The following is a 15,869-nucleotide window of genomic DNA, read 5'->3' as shown; positions in this document are numbered from 1 at the left end:
ACATGAGCAAATTCTGGAGCCCTTTCGTCAAGGACCTCGTGCCTTACGTTCCTGGTGAGCAACCGAAGCTGACCAAGCTGGTCAAGCTCAATACCAATGAAAACCCGTACGGCCCGTCCCCCAAGGCGTTGGCGGCCATGCAGGCGGAGTTGAACGACAACTTGCGCCTGTACCCGGACCCCAACAGCGACCTGCTCAAGCAGGCAGTGGCCAAGTATTACGGGATCGACGCCGGCAAGGTGTTCCTCGGTAACGGTTCCGACGAAGTCCTGGCGCACATTTTTCACGGTTTGTTCCAGCACGACTTGCCGCTGCTGTTTCCGGATATCAGCTACAGCTTTTATCCGGTTTACTGCGGCCTCTACGGCATCCAGTCTGACCCGGTCGCGTTGGATGAGCAGTTCCAGATTCGCGTGACCGACTACGCCAAACCCAATGGCGGGATCATCTTCCCCAACCCGAATGCGCCGACGGGCTGCGTGCTGGCACTCGACGCGGTGGAGCAGATCCTCAAGGCCAGCCCGGATTCGGTGGTGGTGGTCGATGAAGCCTATATCGACTTCGGCGGCGAGACGGCCATCAGCCTGGTGGATCGCTATCCGAACCTGCTCGTGACCCAGACCCTGTCCAAATCGCGCTCACTGGCCGGTTTGCGCGTGGGCCTGGCGGTGGGCCATCCGGACCTGATCGAGGCGCTGGAGCGGGTCAAGAACAGCTTCAACTCCTACCCGTTGGATCGGCTGGCGATTGTCGGGGCGGCGGCGGCATTCGAGGACCGTGATTACTTCGAGAAGACCTGTCGGCAGGTGATCGACAGCCGCCACCAGTTGGTCGCGCAACTGGAAGCGAAAGGCTTTGAAGTATTGCCGTCGGCGGCCAATTTCATCTTTGCCCGTCACCCACGGCACGACGCCGCCGGCCTGGCAGCCAAGTTGCGTGAGCAAGGGGTGATTGTGCGGCACTTCAAGCAGGAGCGGATTGCCCAGTTCCTGCGGATCAGTATTGGTACGCCAGAGCAGAACCAGGCGCTGATTGATGGGCTTGGCGAGCTTTAACGTCCGCTGAAAAGCAAATGTGGGAGGGGGCTTGTTCCCGATGGCGGAGTGTCAGTCGACAGCTAATTGACTGATTTACCGTCATCGGGAGCAAGCCCCCTCCCACATTGTTTTTGCAGTATTAGTTACAGCAACGGCTCATCCGGCTTCTTGTTCTTCCAGCCATCATTGCCTGGCAGCAGCAGGTTGAGTGCAATGGCCACCACCGCACACAGGGCAATGCCCTTGAGGCCGAAGTCATCCGGGCCGGTGCCGGTGCCGACCAGCACACCGCCAATCCCGAACACCAGGGTCACCGACACAATCACCAGATTGCGCGCTTCCCCAAGGTCGATCTTGTGGCGGATCAGCGTGTTCATGCCTACCGCGGCAATCGAGCCGAACAGCAGGCACAAAATGCCGCCCATCACTGGCACGGGGATGCTCTGCAGCAATGCGCCGAACTTGCCGATAAAGGCCAGGCTGATGGCAAACACCGCTGCCCAGGTCATGATCTTCGGGTTGTAGTTCTTGGTCAGCATCACTGCGCCGGTCACTTCGGCGTACGTGGTGTTCGGCGGGCCGCCAAACAGCCCGGCAGCCGTGGTGGCAATGCCATCACCGAGCAGGGTGCGATGCAGGCCAGGCTTCTTCAGGTAGTCGCGACCGGTCACGCTGCCCACGGCAATCACACCACCGATATGTTCGATCGCCGGGGCCAGGGCCACCGGGACGATAAACAGGATCGCCTGCCAGTTGAACTCCGGCGCGGTGAAGTGGGGCAGGGCAAACCACGGCGCTGCAGCGATTTTCGCCGTGTCGACCACGCCAAAGTAGAACGACATGGCAAAGCCGACCAGCACGCCGGAAATAATCGGCACCAGGCGGAAAATGCCTTTGCCGAATACCGCCACGATCAGGGTGGTGAGCAGCGCCGGCATCGAAATCAGCATCGCCGTCTGGTAGTGAATCAGCTCACTGCCGTCACCGGCTTTACCCATCGCCATGTTGGCGGCAATCGGCGCCATGGCCAGGCCGATGGAAATAATCACCGGGCCGATCACCACGGGCGGTAGCAGGCGGTCGATAAAACCGGTGCCTTTGACCTTCACGGCCAGCCCCAGGAACGTATAGACGAAACCGGCCGCCATCACGCCGCCCATGGTCGCCGCGAGGCCGAACTGGCCTTTGGCGAGAATGATCGGGGTGATGAACGCAAAGCTCGACGCCAGGAAGACGGGCACCTGCCGCCCTGTGACTACCTGAAACAGCAAGGTGCCAAGGCCGGCGGTAAACAGTGCGACGTTTGGATCAAGACCTGTGATCAGCGGCATCAACACCAGCGCGCCAAATGCTACGAAGAGCATTTGTGCGCCAGACAGGATCTGGCGCCAAAGCGGGTCGTTGAATTCATCCTGCATGCTCAAGCGTCCTTCTGCTTGGTGCCGAAGATCTTGTCACCGGCATCGCCCAGGCCTGGGATGATGTAGCCGTGTTCGTTCAGACGCTCGTCAATGGACGCGGTATAAATCTGCACGTCCGGGTGGGCCTTCTCGACAGCGGCAATGCCTTCGGGAGCGGCGACCAGCACCATGGCGCGGATGTCCTTGCAACCGGCTTTTTTCAGCAAGTCGATGGTGGCAACCATGGAGCTGCCGGTGGCGAGCATCGGGTCGATGATCATCGCCAGGCGCTCGTTGATTTCCGGAACGAGTTTTTCCAGGTAGGTGTGGGCCTGCAACGTTTCTTCGTTGCGAGCCACGCCAACGGCGCTGACTTTGGCGCCCGGGATCAGGCTGAGTACGCCTTCGAGCATGCCGATACCGGCGCGCAGGATCGGCACTACGGTGATTTTCTTACCGGCGATTTTCTCGACCTGGACGGGACCGGCCCAACCGGGGATCTCGTAGGTTTCTAGAGGCAAATCTTTGGTTGCTTCGTAAGTGAGCAGCGCTCCGACTTCCTGAGCAAGCTCACGGAAGTTCTTCGTGCTAATGTCGGCGCGGCGCATAAGGCCGAGTTTGTGTCGGATCAGCGGGTGGCGGATCTCGCGAGTGGGCATGGGAAAGGCTCCGGCGGCGGGCAAAAAAACCGGCCTAGATTAATCTATCCGAGGGTGTTGTCCTATAGACATCTAGTACGTTAGTCCATTAAGGCTTGAACGTTGCGCCTCACATGCGTACCTTTGCCCGCTTTTCTTGCCACAGCACCCCCTTGGAGAGCGCCATGTCCGCTGATCTCGAGCATATCCGTCAAATCATGCGCGAGGCTGACTGCCTGTACACCGAAGCGCAAGTCGAAGAAGCGATCGCCAAGGTTGGCGCACACATCACCCGCGAAATGGCCGAGACCAACCCGGTGGTGTTCTGTGTGATGAACGGCGGCCTGATCTTCGCCGGTAAATTGCTCACCCACCTGCAATTCCCGCTGGAAGCTTCCTACCTGCACGCTACCCGTTATCGCAACGAAACCACCGGCGGCGACCTGTTCTGGAAAGCCAAGCCGGAAGTCTCGTTCATTGATCGCGACGTGCTGATCATCGACGACATCCTCGATGAAGGTCATACCCTGGGTGCAATCATCGACTTCTGCAAACACGCCGGCGCACGCAAAGTGCACACGGCCGTGCTGATCGACAAAGACCACGACCGTAAGGCCCGCCCGGACCTGAAAGCCGATTACGTCGGCCTGCCGTGCATTGACCGCTACATTTTCGGTTACGGCATGGACTACAAAGGCTACTGGCGTAACGCCAATGGGATCTTCGCCGTTAAAGGGATGTAATCCGTGGTCCGCTTTCTTGATCAAACGCTATTCACCGAATTGGCCGAGAAAGCGGCCGCCAGCCCCCGTGCTCGGCACCACCACAACTTCCATCAGATGGAAGAGCCGTGCCATCGCCTGGCCGTCGGCTTGCAACCTGACACTTATGTGCCGCCTCATCGGCACCTGAGCGCAGACAAGGCGGAAACCCTGCTGGTGCTCAAGGGCAGCCTGGGCCTGTTGGTGTTCAGTGATACCGGCGAGGTGATCGCCAAGCGCTTGCTACAGGCGGGCGGCGAATGTGCGGGTGTTGACCTGCCACCGGGCGTCTTCCATGGCTTGGTGGTGCTGGCGCCCGATACGGTGATGTTCGAATGCAAGGCTGGGCCGTATCGAGCGCTGGGTGAGGGCGAGGCGGCTGACTGGGCGCCCCGCGAAGGCGATGCCGGTGTCGCCGCGTATCAACGCTGGATGCTTGCCCAGTTCGATTGAGCTACAGTGCTCGGCCATCTCCCACGGAGCGGCCCATGAGCCTGTTGATACGCACCTGCGCCGCCCTGGCGTTGACCCTCAGCCTGCCACTGGCGGCGGCGCCCGCGCCGCTGCACAGCCAGTTCCTGCCGCCGGATGACCTCACCCTGCGCGCCGACACCCCCGACCAGCAGCAACTGCTGCAAGTCACCGAGTACGCAGTGGTGGTGGGTAACCAGCGGCAATCCACCCAGCAACCCATCCCGGTGACCTCGCCGTTGATGATCCGCCTCAAGGGTAAGTCCTTGAACAAAGGCGCGACCATCAGCCAGGTGGTGCTCAATTTTGACGCCGAAAGCAAAAGCCTGAAAAAGCCAGTGTTCGATAACACCAGCAAAACCCTGACGTTGTCATACCCGATGGCGCAGTACCGGGTGATTGTCGACTTGCTGCGCAATGACACGGTGTACGTGCAGTTCCTCAGTTATGCCAACGGGCATATCTGGGCGGACCTGCACACCGGCGCTGTTCGCGCTAAATGATTCAGCCGACACGCGTTCAGTCATGTGAATGCAATCAATGTGGGAGCTGGCTTGCCTGCGATAGCGGTGAGCCAGTTGGCCCAACTGTCACTGATGCAACACTATCGCAGGCAAGCCAGCTCCCACAGGTGTGCTTGGTTGTTTTCGAAGGGGGTGTCTGGAAGGTAGACTTCCTCTCCCGTGTAATGTCTGCAGGCTGGAGTCGGTAATGCGTAAAGATAAAAAACAGGTGATTGGTGACGAGATCGGCGACGATCAGATCAAGTTGTTCCTGGACTTCGAGCCGGTCGATGCGACTTCACCGTCCCTGCATAAACTGATCAAGGCCTACCGTGGCCTGCGTATCGACGACTTCGAGCGGTTCCTGGGCTTTTTCAAGGAAGCAGGCCTGGACCTCGACGGCAAGGATGAACACGGCCAGACCTTCGTTGACCTGATCAAGGATCAGCGTCACGGCGCCGAGTACATCGAGCTGATTGACAACGCTCGCGGCTGATTATCCGAGACATAAAAAAACGCCCCGTTCTCATGCAGAGAGCGGGGCGTTTTTTATGGCGTTAAAGCCTCAAGCGTAGCTTTCAGCCTCATTGCTTTGCTCAACCAGTTCCAGGCTGATGTTGTTCTGCGTGTTGATCTTGCGATACAGCTCGGCGTCCGTCTCCAGCACTTTTTCCCGCGCCGGGAAAATCTCGTGCAGCTTGGCCGCCCACTCACCGGCAGCCTTGGTCGGGAAGCAGCGCTCGATCAGGTCGAGCATGATCGAGACCGTCACCGAAGCACCTGGGGACGCGCCCAGCAGGGCTGCCAGCGAACCGTCTTTCGCGGCGACCAGCTCGGTGCCGAATTGCAGCACGCCGCCTTTTTTCGGGTCTTTCTTGATGATCTGCACCCGTTGGCCGGCCACTTCCAGGCGCCAGTCTTCGGCTTTCGCCTCAGGGTAGAAACGGCGCAAGGACTCCAGGCGTTGCTCCATGGACTGCATGACTTCGCTGACCAGGTACTTGGTCAGGTCCATGTTATCCCGGGCCACGGCCAGCATTGGGCCGATGTTGCCGGCGCGAACCGACATTGGCAGGTCAAGGAACGAGCCGTGCTTGAGGAACTTGGTGGTGAAACCGGCGTAGGGTCCGAACAGCAGGGATTTCTTGCCATCGACCACGCGGGTGTCCAGGTGCGGCACGGACATCGGTGGCGAACCCACGGCGGCCTGGCTGTAGACCTTGGCCTGGTGGTGCTTGACCACGTCCGGGTTGTCGCAACGCAGCCACTGACCGCTGACCGGGAAACCCCCGAAGCCTTTGCTTTCTTCGATGCCCGAGGCTTGCAGCAGCGGCAGGGCTGCGCCGCCGGCGCCGAGGAAGACAAACTTGGCGTCCACTTCACGGCTGTTGCCGCTGTTGACGTCCTTGATGCTGACGGTCCAGCCCGCGCCATTGCGCTTGAGGCCGGTAACGCGCTTGCAGTACTTGACCTGGGCGTCGGCCGAGCTGGTCAGGTGGCTGAGCAACTGGTTGGTCAGGGCGCCGAAGTTGACGTCGGTGCCATTCATGACGCGGGTGGCAGCGATTTTTTCGTCGAGCGGGCGGCCCGGCATCATCAAAGGCATCCACTCGGCCATCTCATTGCGGTCTTCGGTGTAGTGCATGTCCGAGAACGCATGGTGCTGGCTGAGGGTTTCAAAGCGCTTCTTGAGGAAGGACACGCCTTTTTCACCCTGCACGAAGCTCAGGTGCGGCACTGGGCTGATAAAGGATTTGGACGAGCCAAAGGTGCCCTTTTTGGTCAGGTACGCCCAGAACTGCTTCGACACCTCGAACTGGGTGTTGATGTGCACGGCTTTCTTGATATCGATAGAGCCGTCGGTTGCCTGCGGCGTGTAGTTCAGCTCACACAGCCCGGCGTGGCCGGTACCGGCGTTGTTCCACGGGTTGGAACTCTCCGCGGCACCCGAATCCATCAGCTCAACGACTTCCAGCTTGAGGCCGGGGTCGAGCTCTTTGAGCAATACGGCCAGGGTGGCACTCATGATGCCGGCCCCTACCAGTACTACGTCGACTGCTTCGTTATGCGCCATTTAACGCGTCTCCAAAATCTGCAGCACCAAATTGACGGCATGGCTGCCAGGAGTGACGGGGCGGTTCACGTGTTGCCCCAGGTTACCCATGGCCAGGATCGCCATGTCCGATTCGCAATTCTTTGCATCTTCAGCGCACGCTTCCTGCCGGGCTAATCTGCCTATGAACGCATTCATGGGCGCCTGTGGCAATTCGACTTATGGTCAAAGCGTGCGATTTGTGCAACCAATCCGTAGCGGACAGGCTCAAGCTCCGGTGTTTGAGGAGTACTCGGTCCTGTGTGGTTGGGCTGTTCCAGACGCTGATGGTGCTTGTACAAACGCCAAACTATTCATTTGCTCGCCACACTCTTGTGAAGTTGTGAAAACCCGTTTTTTTCACGCTCTTTTGAAGACGTGAACCTCAAAAAAGGGCTGCCCCAGCCTGGCACCTGGCCCGCAAACCTCTGCCGATACGCGGCAAAACGGGCAAACAACTCAAGTGGCCGAGCGCAATGGCAGCTCTGGCAGATTCGGCAAAGAGGGGTGGTTTGCAAAGAAAACAGCAAGCGCGCCAGCTTCACTCGATCTGTGTGGGCGGCTCTCTGTGGGCAATTTGGGGGTTAATACCGAGGCATTAACGATGCTGCGAGGCCCGATCAGGAGACGTCCTTATAATCGGGGGGAGATTGTAGCGAAGAACGCCAAGGAAATGGGCGTGTTTTATGACTTTTATTATATTAGTGTCTCGGTCAGGAGGCCAACGCGTGATGGGATTGTGCGTGCACAACTGGCGGGCTGACCCGCGCGTTCGTCGGCAGTGGGCGGTGCATCCAGCCCAGATGCGTCTCCGAAACTTCCACCCAGCCTTCGCCGACAGGCGGCAGGCTGCACTGCTTGAACGCCAGGCAATGCCCGTGGGCATCGAGCAAGGCATAGTGGCGATGACGGCGGTGTGTCATGAACAATGATTTGAGAAGGCGCATGGCTTTGTACCTGTTACGTTACATGCTTGAAGGTTGCCAGTGTGCCATGACAGTGGAGTGACGAAATTATGTGAAATTGTAATTTCGGCAAGCCTTCAGCTGCCGTTCAGGATGGCTGGTGAGTGACCTACGTGCACCGTTATACTGGCCGCCTGTTTGCACCTAGTCCTGGAGAAATGAGTATGTTGCAACGCCTGTTGTTCGGTTTGATCACTGTGACCAGTTTGACCCTGGTTGGCTGCGCCAACAGCCCGCAACAACTCAGCCCGCAACCTAAAGTCACTGCGCAGCTGGCTCCTGTAGGCCATGGCCAGCCGGTATCGGTGCGTGTCGTGGATGGTCGTCCGTCGCCTACCCTGGGCTCCCGTGGCGGCCTGTACCCGGAGACTGCGCTTATTTCGGTCACCGGCCAGGACGTGCTGCCCAAGCTGCAAGCCCAGGCGGAAGCCGCTGTGCGCCTGCTGGGCTTTACCCCGGCCAACTCGCCGGGTGCGCCTCAGTTGACCATCACCTTGGCGGAGCTGAAATACCAGTCGCCTAAAGAAGGCCTGTATGTCACTGAAGCCTCCATCGGCGCGACGTTCAAATCTGACGTCAGTGCCGGTACACGTCGCTACAGTGGCCGCTACGGTGCTTCCCTGAATCAGCGCTTCGGGATGTCGCCGAACCAGGAAACCAACACCAAGCTGGTCAGCGACGTGTTGAGCGACGCGTTGACGCGTTTGTTTAAAGACCCAAGCATCGGCCAATTGCTCAGCTCGCAGTAACCGCCGACAAGCGCCTCACAAAAAACCGGGTTCAGCGATGAGCCCGGTTTTTTTACGCCTGTCGCTTTCATGCAGCCGTTTCGACATAAAAGTCCAACACACTGACGCCAGTCAGCAGATCCAGTTCCGGCAGGTCGGCGTGCTGGTGCCCGCCGAGGGCGCAATACACCAGCCAGTGGCGATCCTGGACATTGAATGCCAACCCGCCGACCAGGGCTTCTTGCTCTTCGTTTGGGGCGATCAGGTACAGCCGATCCTGGTTTTGCGCGTGCAGCATGACAAGCTCCTAAGCGTCGAAGGGCAACAGAGTGGCTTGTTAAGGTGACGTTCAGGTGACGCTGTAAATTACTGGATACATTAAGGCTACATGGGGGACGGAGCGTTTCTTGGGCAGGAGGCCACTATCGTTCAGGTTTGTATCTGAATAGATACCAAGACACTGGTCGACCGAGGTTTGTGATGGCGCTGCCCGCACTACTGATCAATGCTGTGGCTTTATTGGTGGCCTGCCCGGGTGCAGCGCTGCTGTTCATTACCCGCTTGCGTGAGCAGCGCGCACTGGCCGACCTGACCGCAAAAAGCGAAGGTCGCGCGATCGACCAGCCAATGTTGTTTCTGGATGTGCGCACCGAACGGGCGCATCGTCTGGCTTACCGTGTCGGGTTCGCCTGCCTGGGCCTGGCGCTGGCCGTATCCTGGCTCAGCACCCACCTCTAAGAACACCGTACAAGCAAAGGTGGGAGTGGGCTTGAACCGCGAAAGCGGCGTGTCAGTCGATACATCGTTGACTGAACCCGCGCATTCGCGAGCAAGCCCGCTCCCACCTTTTTTATTCGGTGTTTACAGTGGAATCCCGGCCTTTACCCGGTACTGATTGCGCACCGGCGTTGCATATTGCACCACCAGAAACGGCCGGTGTTCAGCCGGGCATTCATTCAAGCGTCGCTCCCATTCCGCTTTCGCCTTCGCCAATTCATCGGCCGGGAATACCTCGGCCGCGGTTGGCACCTGCAATTGCGGGTCGGCCTCGCTCCACTGTGCGTACGCCAGGTAATGCACCGGGAACAAGCGATAACCGCCGAGAATCTGCCGGTCCATTTCCACGGCCAACAGTTTGGTGTCTTCAAAGCGTTCGGTGATTGGCGGTGCAAAGTTTACGTGCACACGGCCCTTGTAGCCGGTGATGCCGAGGGCAATGCTCACGTCATCTTCGCCCGGCGCCTTGCAGTAGGTGCCGGTGGTGGCGCGGATATACAGCTCGCGCGCCTTGGCGCTGTCACACGGGTCGTATTCATAGCTGATGGATACCGGCGTCAGGTTCAACGACTGGATCACCTCGGCAAACGGCTCGTCTTTGCGGCTCACGTGGAACATCTTGAGGATCGCCGACTCGGTACGATCATCCCCATCCTTGGCACGGCCTTCGGCCTGGGCGATCCAGATCGACTGGCAGTCGTTGCGGATCGAATGGTTGATGTAAGCCGACAGCAGTTGGTAGGCCGCCATCTTTTCCTTTCGCCCGGTGATCGAGCGGTGCACGATAAAACTCTTGTTCAGGCGCATCAGGTCGCTGACAAACGGCTTTTGCAGCAGGTTGTCGCCGATGGCGATGCGTGGCGTCGGCAGGCCGGCGTGGTATACGGCATAGTTGACGAAGGCCGGGTCCATCACGATATCGCGGTGGTTGGCCAAAAACAGGTAAGCAGTGCCGGACTTGAGTTGCTCGACGCCGGTGTAGGTTACGCCGTCGGTCGCGCGATCAATGGTGTGATCGACGTAATATTCGACTTTGTCCTGCAGGGTGGCCACGGTGGTGACGCCGGCGAACTCACGGCGCAGTTTGCGGGCGATCATCGGCTTTAGCAGCCAGCCCAGGGCGCCGGCAAAGCGCGGGAAGCGGAAGTGGGTCAGGATGTCCAGAAAGGCCTTGTCACTGAACAGGCGTGCCAGCACTGCCGGGACTTCGCTGTCGTTGTAAGGTCGGATGGTATCGAATTCGCCCATCATGCTCTCTTGTTAGAAACGGCTAGTGTTAGTAAAGGAAATATCAGGGTGCGGCCGCAATATTGGCTCTGCCGTGAATAGCCCTGTAAATAGACCGGCGATTATACGCACAAGTCACCTGGGAGACCGCGATGGAAGAGGAGTCGTACGAATGTCCTTATTGTGGAGAGGTGGTCACAGCGTTGCTGGACCTGTCGGCGGGCGATCAGGAATATATAGAAGACTGCCCTGTGTGCTGCCGGCCGATTACGTTCGAGCTCCAGGTGCACGGTGACGAGTGGATGCTGAACGTGCGCAGCGAAAACGAATAACAGGTACGCCCATGCAGCGAATTTATGAGCCGGAAAACCTGATGGAAGGCGAGCTGCTGCAACAAATGCTCGCCAGCGAGGGCATCGAGGCGCACCTGGTGGGCCGCCATTTGCTCGGCGGTACCGGCGAACTGCCGATTTTTGGCCTGCTGGGTCTGGAAGTGGATAACGACCAGGCCGCCTGCGCCCGCGAGCTGATTACCGCTTACATCGGTGCGCAACCCTTGCCCGGCGATGAACCCGACAGCTTCCCCGACGTATTGGTCTGTTAGGCTGTCGGTCGGTTTACCCAAGAGTCGTGTTACCCCATGTGTGGACGTTATGCCCTGTTTCGCTGGAACCCTGCCTTCGCTGCCTTATCGGGATTCCCCGCCGATCAAAAGGCCCAGTGGAATATCTCCCCGAATGATTCGGTGCTGATCCAGCGCCTGAGCGAAGGCCAGCGCACCCTGGCGCGTGCCCGCTGGGGGCTGACGCCGCCGTGGCTGACCGACCTTTCGCGCACCCCGGCCCATGCCCGCGCCGAAACCCTGGCGGAGCAACCGATGTTTCGCGAAGCCTTTCGCCAGCGCCGTTGCCTGCTGCCGGCGAATGGTTTTTACGAATGGCGTGGTACCCAGCGCAAACGCCCTTACTGGCTGACGCCGGGTGAAGGCTCGACGCTGTTTTTTGCGGCGATCTGGGAGGCGTATCCGGTGCAGGAGCAGGTGTGGTTGAGCACGGCAGTGGTGACCCAGGCCGCACAGAGTCAGCGGCGGCCGTTGATTCTCGACGCGGCGGGGCAGGACGCCTGGTTGAATCCAGAGACCCCGTTGCATGTGTTGCAAGGCCTGCTGGCCAGTGAGCCGGTCGCATTGCGCGAGCGGGTCCTGGCCAACATGGTGAATGATCCGAAGTTGAATGGGCCCGAGTGCCTGACGCCGGCTTAAGCCTTGGTCGCAAAGGCGGGTGCAACACTACCGTGAACCTCATAACCTTGAACGACTTGGCTTGCTGCCGTGGTGGGCGTGTGGGATGTATCTGAAAGTTGGTGGTTACACGTCGTGTGTATCTGGCGCAGATACATACGACCGCCTACGATACGCGCCAGGTTTCCAGGGAGAGTGTTCATGAAGAAGTCATTGGCGGTAAGCGTACTCAGTGCAGCGATGCTGCTGGCTGGTTGCCAGTCGGTTAACACCACTAACGGCGGTGCCGTCGGGGTAGAGCGCAAGCAGTACATGTTCAGCATGCTGTCGAGCCAGGAAGTCGACCAGATGTATGCCCAGTCCTATCAGCAGACGCTGGGAGAGGCGAGTGGCAAAGGCATGCTGGACAAGACCAGTGCCAACGCCAAGCGCGTGCAGGCGATTGCCAATCGTCTGATCGCCCAGGCACCGACCTTCCGCCCGGATGCGGCGCAGTGGAAGTGGGAAGTGAACCTGATCAAAAGCGATGAGATGAACGCCAACTGCGGGCCTGGCGGCAAGATATTTGTGTACAGCGCGTTGATCGACAACCTCAAGCTTACTGATGACGAGTTGGCTGCGGTGATGGGCCATGAAATCGCCCACGCGTTGCGCGAACACGGGCGTGAAGCCATGTCCAAGGCCTATGGCATCCAGATGGCCAAGCAGGGCGCCGGTGCCTTGTTCGGGTTGGGTCAGGACAGCCTGGCTTTAGCCGACACGGTTGCCAACTACGGCATGACTTTGCCGAACAGCCGCGCCAACGAAAACGAAGCCGACCTGATCGGGCTGGAGCTATCGGCCCGGGCGGGCTACAACCCGAACGCAGCCATCACGTTGTGGAACAAGATGGCCAAGGCTTCGGAAGGCGCGCCGCCGGAGTTCATGAGCACGCACCCGGCTTCCGACAGTCGGATCGCCTCGTTGCAGGCGGCGATTCCGAAAGTGATGCCGCTCTATCAACAGGCTAAAAAGTCCTGATATTTCAAGGCTTGTGAAGATCTAAATGTGGGAGCGGGCTTGCTCGCGAATGCGCAGTATCAGTCGGTAAATCTTTGACTGGACCGCCGCCTTCGCGAGCAAGCCCGCTCCCACATTTGATTGGGTTTACAACCAGCCGCTGCTTTGCATGGCCTTGTAAACCGCCACCACCGCCAGGACGAAAAACGCCGTCGCCGCGAGTCTACGAATCAAGGTCAGCGGCAGCTTCTCCGCCGCGAAATTCCCCGCCAAGACCACCGGCACGTTCGCAATCAGCATGCCCAGGGTGGTGCCGATAATCACCAGCCACAACTCCGGATACTGCGCCGCCAGCATCACCGTGGCGATCTGCGTCTTGTCACCGATTTCCGCAAGGAAGAACGCAATCAGCGTGGTCAGGAACGGCCCGAACTTGCGTGTGGTACTGGCTTCGTCATCGTCGAGTTTGTCCGGCACCAGGGTCCACAGCGCCGTGGCGCAGAAACTCGCCGCGAGGATCCAGTGCAACACCGCATCCGAGAAGAAACTGCCGAACCAGGCCCCCACGGCACCGGCGGCGGCATGGTTGGCCAGGGTTGCGGCGACGATGCCGGCAATGATCGGCCAGGGTTTGCGAAAGCGTGCGGCCAGGATGAGGGCGAGCAGCTGCGTCTTGTCGCCGATTTCGGCCAAGGCAACGATTGCGGTAGGAACGAGTAATGAATCCAGCATCAGGTAGGTTTCCAGGGGCGGGTCGACACGGCTATGACACGTACAGCCTTCCCGCCCCGGGTAAGGTGTGCGTGTCATAGGTCTTGTCAAACCCCGGTCCGTCTGTGCGGACTCCTGGGTCGCATACGCCATGGTCTGTTGACCAAGTATGTTGACGTATGCCGGACGAGCGTGGCGCTCGTGGGAGACTACTCCCCTAGGACGGAGCGGATTCTGCCTAGGCAAAACCCATTCGGCAAGCCTTCTTTTTCAAAAAACCATCAGCCGCGTTTGGCACGGTAAATGCGGAAACCATTGCCTTCGGCCTTGATCGCGCAGATGCCCAAGTGCTCTTCGATCAGCGGTTGGTACTTGAGGAAGCTGTTGGCAACCAAGCGAAGTTCGCCGCCTTTTGCCAGGTGTTTCGCGGCTTTTCGCAGCAAGTTTTCCGTGGCGAAATAATCCGTGTGCACCCCGACATGGAACGGCGGGTTGCTCAAAATCGCGTTCAAACCCATCGGTGCGGCGTCGATGCCGTCACCGGTCAACACTTCGGCTTCCAGACCATTGGCTGCCAGGGTCAGGCGACTGCTGGCAGCGGCGAACGCATCCACGTCCAGCAGCGTCACGGTGTTATGCGGGTAGCGACGTTTGACCGCCGCCCCCAGCACGCCCGCGCCGCAACCGAAGTCCAGCAAATGCCCGCTGGGCAGTTTGTCCAGATGCTCAAGCAACAGCTCGGTGCCGCGATCCAGGCGCCCGTGGCTGAACACGCCCGGCAGGCTCACCACCTTGAGCGGCCCTTCGGCCAGCGGCACATCGAAGACCTGTGCCAGGCTTTCCAGCTCGACCGCTTGCGGGGCGTTGGCCACGGTGACTTGCCACAGCTGGCAATGCCGCGCGTTATCGAGCTTGCGGGGTTTGCCGAAAGGGCTCATCTGTTTGGCGGCGCTTTCGATGCCGCCTTTTTTCTCCCCGACCAGAAACAGCTCGGCACCGGGCAGGCGCGCGGCCACGGCGTTGAGCAGGTAGTCGGTGAGGTCCTTGGACTTGGGCAGGAAAATCACCGCCGCATCAAACGCGCGCTCCGGCACGTTCACGCCGAACTGGCTGCGCTCGGGGAAGCGTGCGTCGAGCGCGGCCTGGTCACCGGCATGCCAGCACCAGCCGTGGGCATTGGGTAGGCGGCCGAGCAAATCGTCGGCGGGCAACCCGACCAGCAACAGGTTGCCTTGAAAAAGTTCGGCCTGACGAAGCAGTACTTCACTGCGCGGATCCATGGTCTGCTCCTTGAAAAGGGGCGCAGTTTATCAACTGACGACACGCAGCGGGGCACCGCTGAAAAAGCCTCGGGCGTTTTCGGCCAATTGGCCGACGATTCGTTGCCGCGCTTCGCGACTGCCCCAGGCGTTGTGGGGGGTGACGATCAGCCGAGGAATGTCGCCAGCCAGCAGCGGGTTGCCCTGCACCGGTGGCTCCACGCTGAGGACGTCGGTCGCCGCGCCGCCCAGATGGCCACTGCGCAAAGCGTCCGCCAGCGCCTGTTCGTTGATCAAGCCGCCGCGCGCCGTATTGACGATAAACGCGCCGGGCTTGAGCAGCGCCAGTTCGCGGGCACCGATAAAGTCGCGGGTGTGTTCATTGAGCGGGCAGTGCAGCGTGAGCGCGTCGACCTGCGTGAGCAATTCATCCAATGGCATGCGGTCGGCGCGGGCAGGGCGCCCGGGAATTGCGCCCAGCACCACGCGCATGCCAAAGGCCTCGGCCAGGCGCGCCACGGCACTGCCCAATTCGCCATGGCCGAGCAGGCCAAGGGTTTTGCCCTCCAGCTCGACAATCGGGTAGTCCAACAGGCAGAACTGCTTGGCCTCTTGCCACTTGCCTGCGGCAACGTCCCGTTGGTAGTCGTTCAAGCGTGTCGCCAGGTTAAGCAACAGCATGATCGTGTGCTGTGCCACCGACGGTGTGCCGTAGCCCTGGCAGTTGCTCACGGTAATGCCGTGGGCGCGGGCGGCGGCGAGGTCGACATTGTTGGTGCCGGTAGCCGATACAAGGATCAACTTGAGCTCGGGGCAGGCCTCCAGGGTTTCGGTGTTGAGGGCGATCTTGTTACTGATCGCCACTTGTGCACCTTGCAGGCGCTCGACCACGTTTTGTGGCGTGGTATGTGCGTACAACTGCAGGTCGCTGAAGCTGTTGCGCAATTCGCTGAGGTCCAGGTCCCCAAGGTCCAGGGACGGGTGATCAAGGAAGACGGCGCGGCGATTGTTCGTCATCAACTGTACCTTTTGCGACAGGGTTCGAAGGCGTAATCTCCCGA

20 protein-coding genes and 1 riboswitch are annotated in these 15,869 nt (G+C 59.8%); of the genes, 11 read left to right on the top strand and 9 right to left on the bottom strand.

Annotation, left to right across the window (positions count from 1 at the left end; translation table 11 throughout):
* Nucleotides 1–2: 2 nt before the first annotated feature.
* Nucleotides 3–1,055, top strand: coding sequence for a histidinol-phosphate transaminase (gene hisC / locus JFT85_RS11360; RefSeq protein WP_053254432.1), 1,053 nt, complete (start codon nucleotides 3–5; stop codon nucleotides 1,053–1,055).
* Between the two features lie 125 nt (nucleotides 1,056–1,180).
* Here the strand turns inward: hisC and JFT85_RS11355 are convergent, their stop codons facing one another.
* Nucleotides 1,181–2,455 carry a uracil-xanthine permease family protein gene (locus JFT85_RS11355; RefSeq protein ID WP_053254433.1) on the bottom strand — a complete coding sequence of 425 codons (1,275 nt, stop codon included), beginning with the start codon at nucleotides 2,453–2,455 and terminating at the stop codon, nucleotides 1,181–1,183.
* 2 nt (nucleotides 2,456–2,457) lie between these two features.
* Nucleotides 2,458–3,096: a uracil phosphoribosyltransferase gene (upp, locus tag JFT85_RS11350; RefSeq protein ID WP_017138223.1), complete on the bottom strand. Its 639-nt coding sequence runs from the start codon at nucleotides 3,094–3,096 to the stop codon at nucleotides 2,458–2,460.
* Nucleotides 3,097–3,260: 164 nt separating this feature from the next.
* Between upp and JFT85_RS11345 the strand changes: the two genes are divergently transcribed.
* The 4 genes from JFT85_RS11345 to JFT85_RS11330 all read left to right on the top strand — a co-directional run bounded on the left by JFT85_RS11345 (nucleotide 3,261) and on the right by JFT85_RS11330 (nucleotide 5,306).
* Nucleotides 3,261–3,818 (top strand): hypoxanthine-guanine phosphoribosyltransferase, encoded by a 558-nt coding sequence (locus JFT85_RS11345; RefSeq protein ID WP_053254434.1) that lies wholly within the window; start codon nucleotides 3,261–3,263, stop codon nucleotides 3,816–3,818.
* 3 nt (nucleotides 3,819–3,821) lie between these two features.
* On the top strand, nucleotides 3,822–4,289 hold the full coding sequence (locus JFT85_RS11340) for a WbuC family cupin fold metalloprotein (protein ID WP_073637291.1): 468 nt from the start codon (nucleotides 3,822–3,824) through the stop codon (nucleotides 4,287–4,289).
* 35 nt (nucleotides 4,290–4,324) lie between these two features.
* Complete coding sequence (locus JFT85_RS11335; protein WP_053254436.1) at nucleotides 4,325–4,810, top strand: hypothetical protein; 486 nt, start codon at nucleotides 4,325–4,327, stop codon at nucleotides 4,808–4,810.
* A gap of 208 nt (nucleotides 4,811–5,018) precedes the next feature.
* Nucleotides 5,019–5,306, top strand: coding sequence for a PA4642 family protein (locus tag JFT85_RS11330; RefSeq protein ID WP_053254437.1), 288 nt, complete (start codon nucleotides 5,019–5,021; stop codon nucleotides 5,304–5,306).
* Nucleotides 5,307–5,375: 69 nt separating this feature from the next.
* Here JFT85_RS11330 and mqo read toward each other — a convergent pair whose 3' ends face one another.
* Together mqo and JFT85_RS11320 are read right to left on the bottom strand one after the other, a co-directional pair.
* Nucleotides 5,376–6,884, bottom strand: coding sequence for a malate dehydrogenase (quinone) (gene mqo, locus JFT85_RS11325; protein WP_069552870.1), 1,509 nt, complete (start codon nucleotides 6,882–6,884; stop codon nucleotides 5,376–5,378).
* 731 nt (nucleotides 6,885–7,615) lie between these two features.
* Nucleotides 7,616–7,849 carry a hypothetical protein gene (locus tag JFT85_RS11320; protein WP_069552871.1) on the bottom strand — a complete coding sequence of 78 codons (234 nt, stop codon included), beginning with the start codon at nucleotides 7,847–7,849 and terminating at the stop codon, nucleotides 7,616–7,618.
* A 182-nt stretch (nucleotides 7,850–8,031) separates the two neighbouring features.
* Between JFT85_RS11320 and JFT85_RS11315 the strand changes: the two genes are divergently transcribed.
* Nucleotides 8,032–8,616, top strand: a complete 585-nt coding sequence (locus tag JFT85_RS11315) for a YajG family lipoprotein (RefSeq protein ID WP_053254440.1) — start codon at nucleotides 8,032–8,034, stop codon at nucleotides 8,614–8,616.
* A 67-nt stretch (nucleotides 8,617–8,683) separates the two neighbouring features.
* Here the strand turns inward: JFT85_RS11315 and JFT85_RS11310 are convergent, their stop codons facing one another.
* Nucleotides 8,684–8,893: a hypothetical protein gene (locus JFT85_RS11310; RefSeq protein ID WP_053254441.1), complete on the bottom strand. Its 210-nt coding sequence runs from the start codon at nucleotides 8,891–8,893 to the stop codon at nucleotides 8,684–8,686.
* Between the two features lie 182 nt (nucleotides 8,894–9,075).
* On the opposite strand from JFT85_RS11310, the gene JFT85_RS11305 reads away from it, so the two are divergent.
* Nucleotides 9,076–9,333 carry a hypothetical protein gene (locus JFT85_RS11305; RefSeq protein ID WP_053254442.1) on the top strand — a complete coding sequence of 86 codons (258 nt, stop codon included), beginning with the start codon at nucleotides 9,076–9,078 and terminating at the stop codon, nucleotides 9,331–9,333.
* A 123-nt stretch (nucleotides 9,334–9,456) separates the two neighbouring features.
* On the opposite strand, the gene JFT85_RS11300 is transcribed toward JFT85_RS11305, so the two are convergent.
* Nucleotides 9,457–10,620 (bottom strand): 1-acyl-sn-glycerol-3-phosphate acyltransferase, encoded by a 1,164-nt coding sequence (locus JFT85_RS11300; RefSeq protein WP_169875865.1) that lies wholly within the window; start codon nucleotides 10,618–10,620, stop codon nucleotides 9,457–9,459.
* Nucleotides 10,621–10,751: 131 nt separating this feature from the next.
* Between JFT85_RS11300 and JFT85_RS11295 the strand changes: the two genes are divergently transcribed.
* The 4 genes from JFT85_RS11295 (at nucleotide 10,752) to JFT85_RS11280 (ending at nucleotide 12,859) form a co-directional block, all read left to right on the top strand.
* Nucleotides 10,752–10,931 carry a CPXCG motif-containing cysteine-rich protein gene (locus JFT85_RS11295; protein ID WP_053254444.1) on the top strand — a complete coding sequence of 60 codons (180 nt, stop codon included), beginning with the start codon at nucleotides 10,752–10,754 and terminating at the stop codon, nucleotides 10,929–10,931.
* An 11-nt stretch (nucleotides 10,932–10,942) separates the two neighbouring features.
* A complete protein-coding gene (locus JFT85_RS11290) occupies nucleotides 10,943–11,203 on the top strand; it encodes a putative signal transducing protein (RefSeq protein ID WP_032893538.1) in 261 nt (86 codons plus the stop codon).
* A gap of 36 nt (nucleotides 11,204–11,239) precedes the next feature.
* The gene (locus JFT85_RS11285) at nucleotides 11,240–11,860 is read left to right on the top strand and encodes an SOS response-associated peptidase (protein WP_201229863.1); all 621 of its coding nucleotides are present in this window, start codon (nucleotides 11,240–11,242) and stop codon (nucleotides 11,858–11,860) included.
* 180 nt (nucleotides 11,861–12,040) lie between these two features.
* A complete protein-coding gene (locus tag JFT85_RS11280) occupies nucleotides 12,041–12,859 on the top strand; it encodes a M48 family metallopeptidase (RefSeq protein WP_053254446.1) in 819 nt (272 codons plus the stop codon).
* A 126-nt stretch (nucleotides 12,860–12,985) separates the two neighbouring features.
* On the opposite strand, the gene JFT85_RS11275 is transcribed toward JFT85_RS11280, so the two are convergent.
* The 3 genes from JFT85_RS11275 to JFT85_RS11265 all read right to left on the bottom strand — a co-directional run bounded on the left by JFT85_RS11275 (nucleotide 12,986) and on the right by JFT85_RS11265 (nucleotide 15,825).
* Nucleotides 12,986–13,570, bottom strand: a complete 585-nt coding sequence (locus tag JFT85_RS11275) for a TMEM165/GDT1 family protein (RefSeq protein ID WP_053254447.1) — start codon at nucleotides 13,568–13,570, stop codon at nucleotides 12,986–12,988.
* 88 nt (nucleotides 13,571–13,658) lie between these two features.
* A riboswitch (yybP-ykoY riboswitch) is annotated at nucleotides 13,659–13,780 on the bottom strand.
* A 50-nt stretch (nucleotides 13,781–13,830) separates the two neighbouring features.
* Nucleotides 13,831–14,829, bottom strand: a complete 999-nt coding sequence (locus JFT85_RS11270) for a class I SAM-dependent methyltransferase (protein ID WP_053254448.1) — start codon at nucleotides 14,827–14,829, stop codon at nucleotides 13,831–13,833.
* Nucleotides 14,830–14,859: 30 nt separating this feature from the next.
* Nucleotides 14,860–15,825, bottom strand: a complete 966-nt coding sequence (locus JFT85_RS11265; protein WP_053254449.1) for a 2-hydroxyacid dehydrogenase — start codon at nucleotides 15,823–15,825, stop codon at nucleotides 14,860–14,862.
* Nucleotides 15,826–15,869: the final 44 nt, after the last annotated feature.

The organism is Pseudomonas sp. TH04 (assembly GCF_016651355.1).
GTDB lineage: Bacteria > Pseudomonadota > Gammaproteobacteria > Pseudomonadales > Pseudomonadaceae > Aquipseudomonas > Aquipseudomonas fluorescens.
Note: the sequence above shows the minus strand (reverse complement) of the source record. Positions and strands in the feature narration are given on the sequence as shown.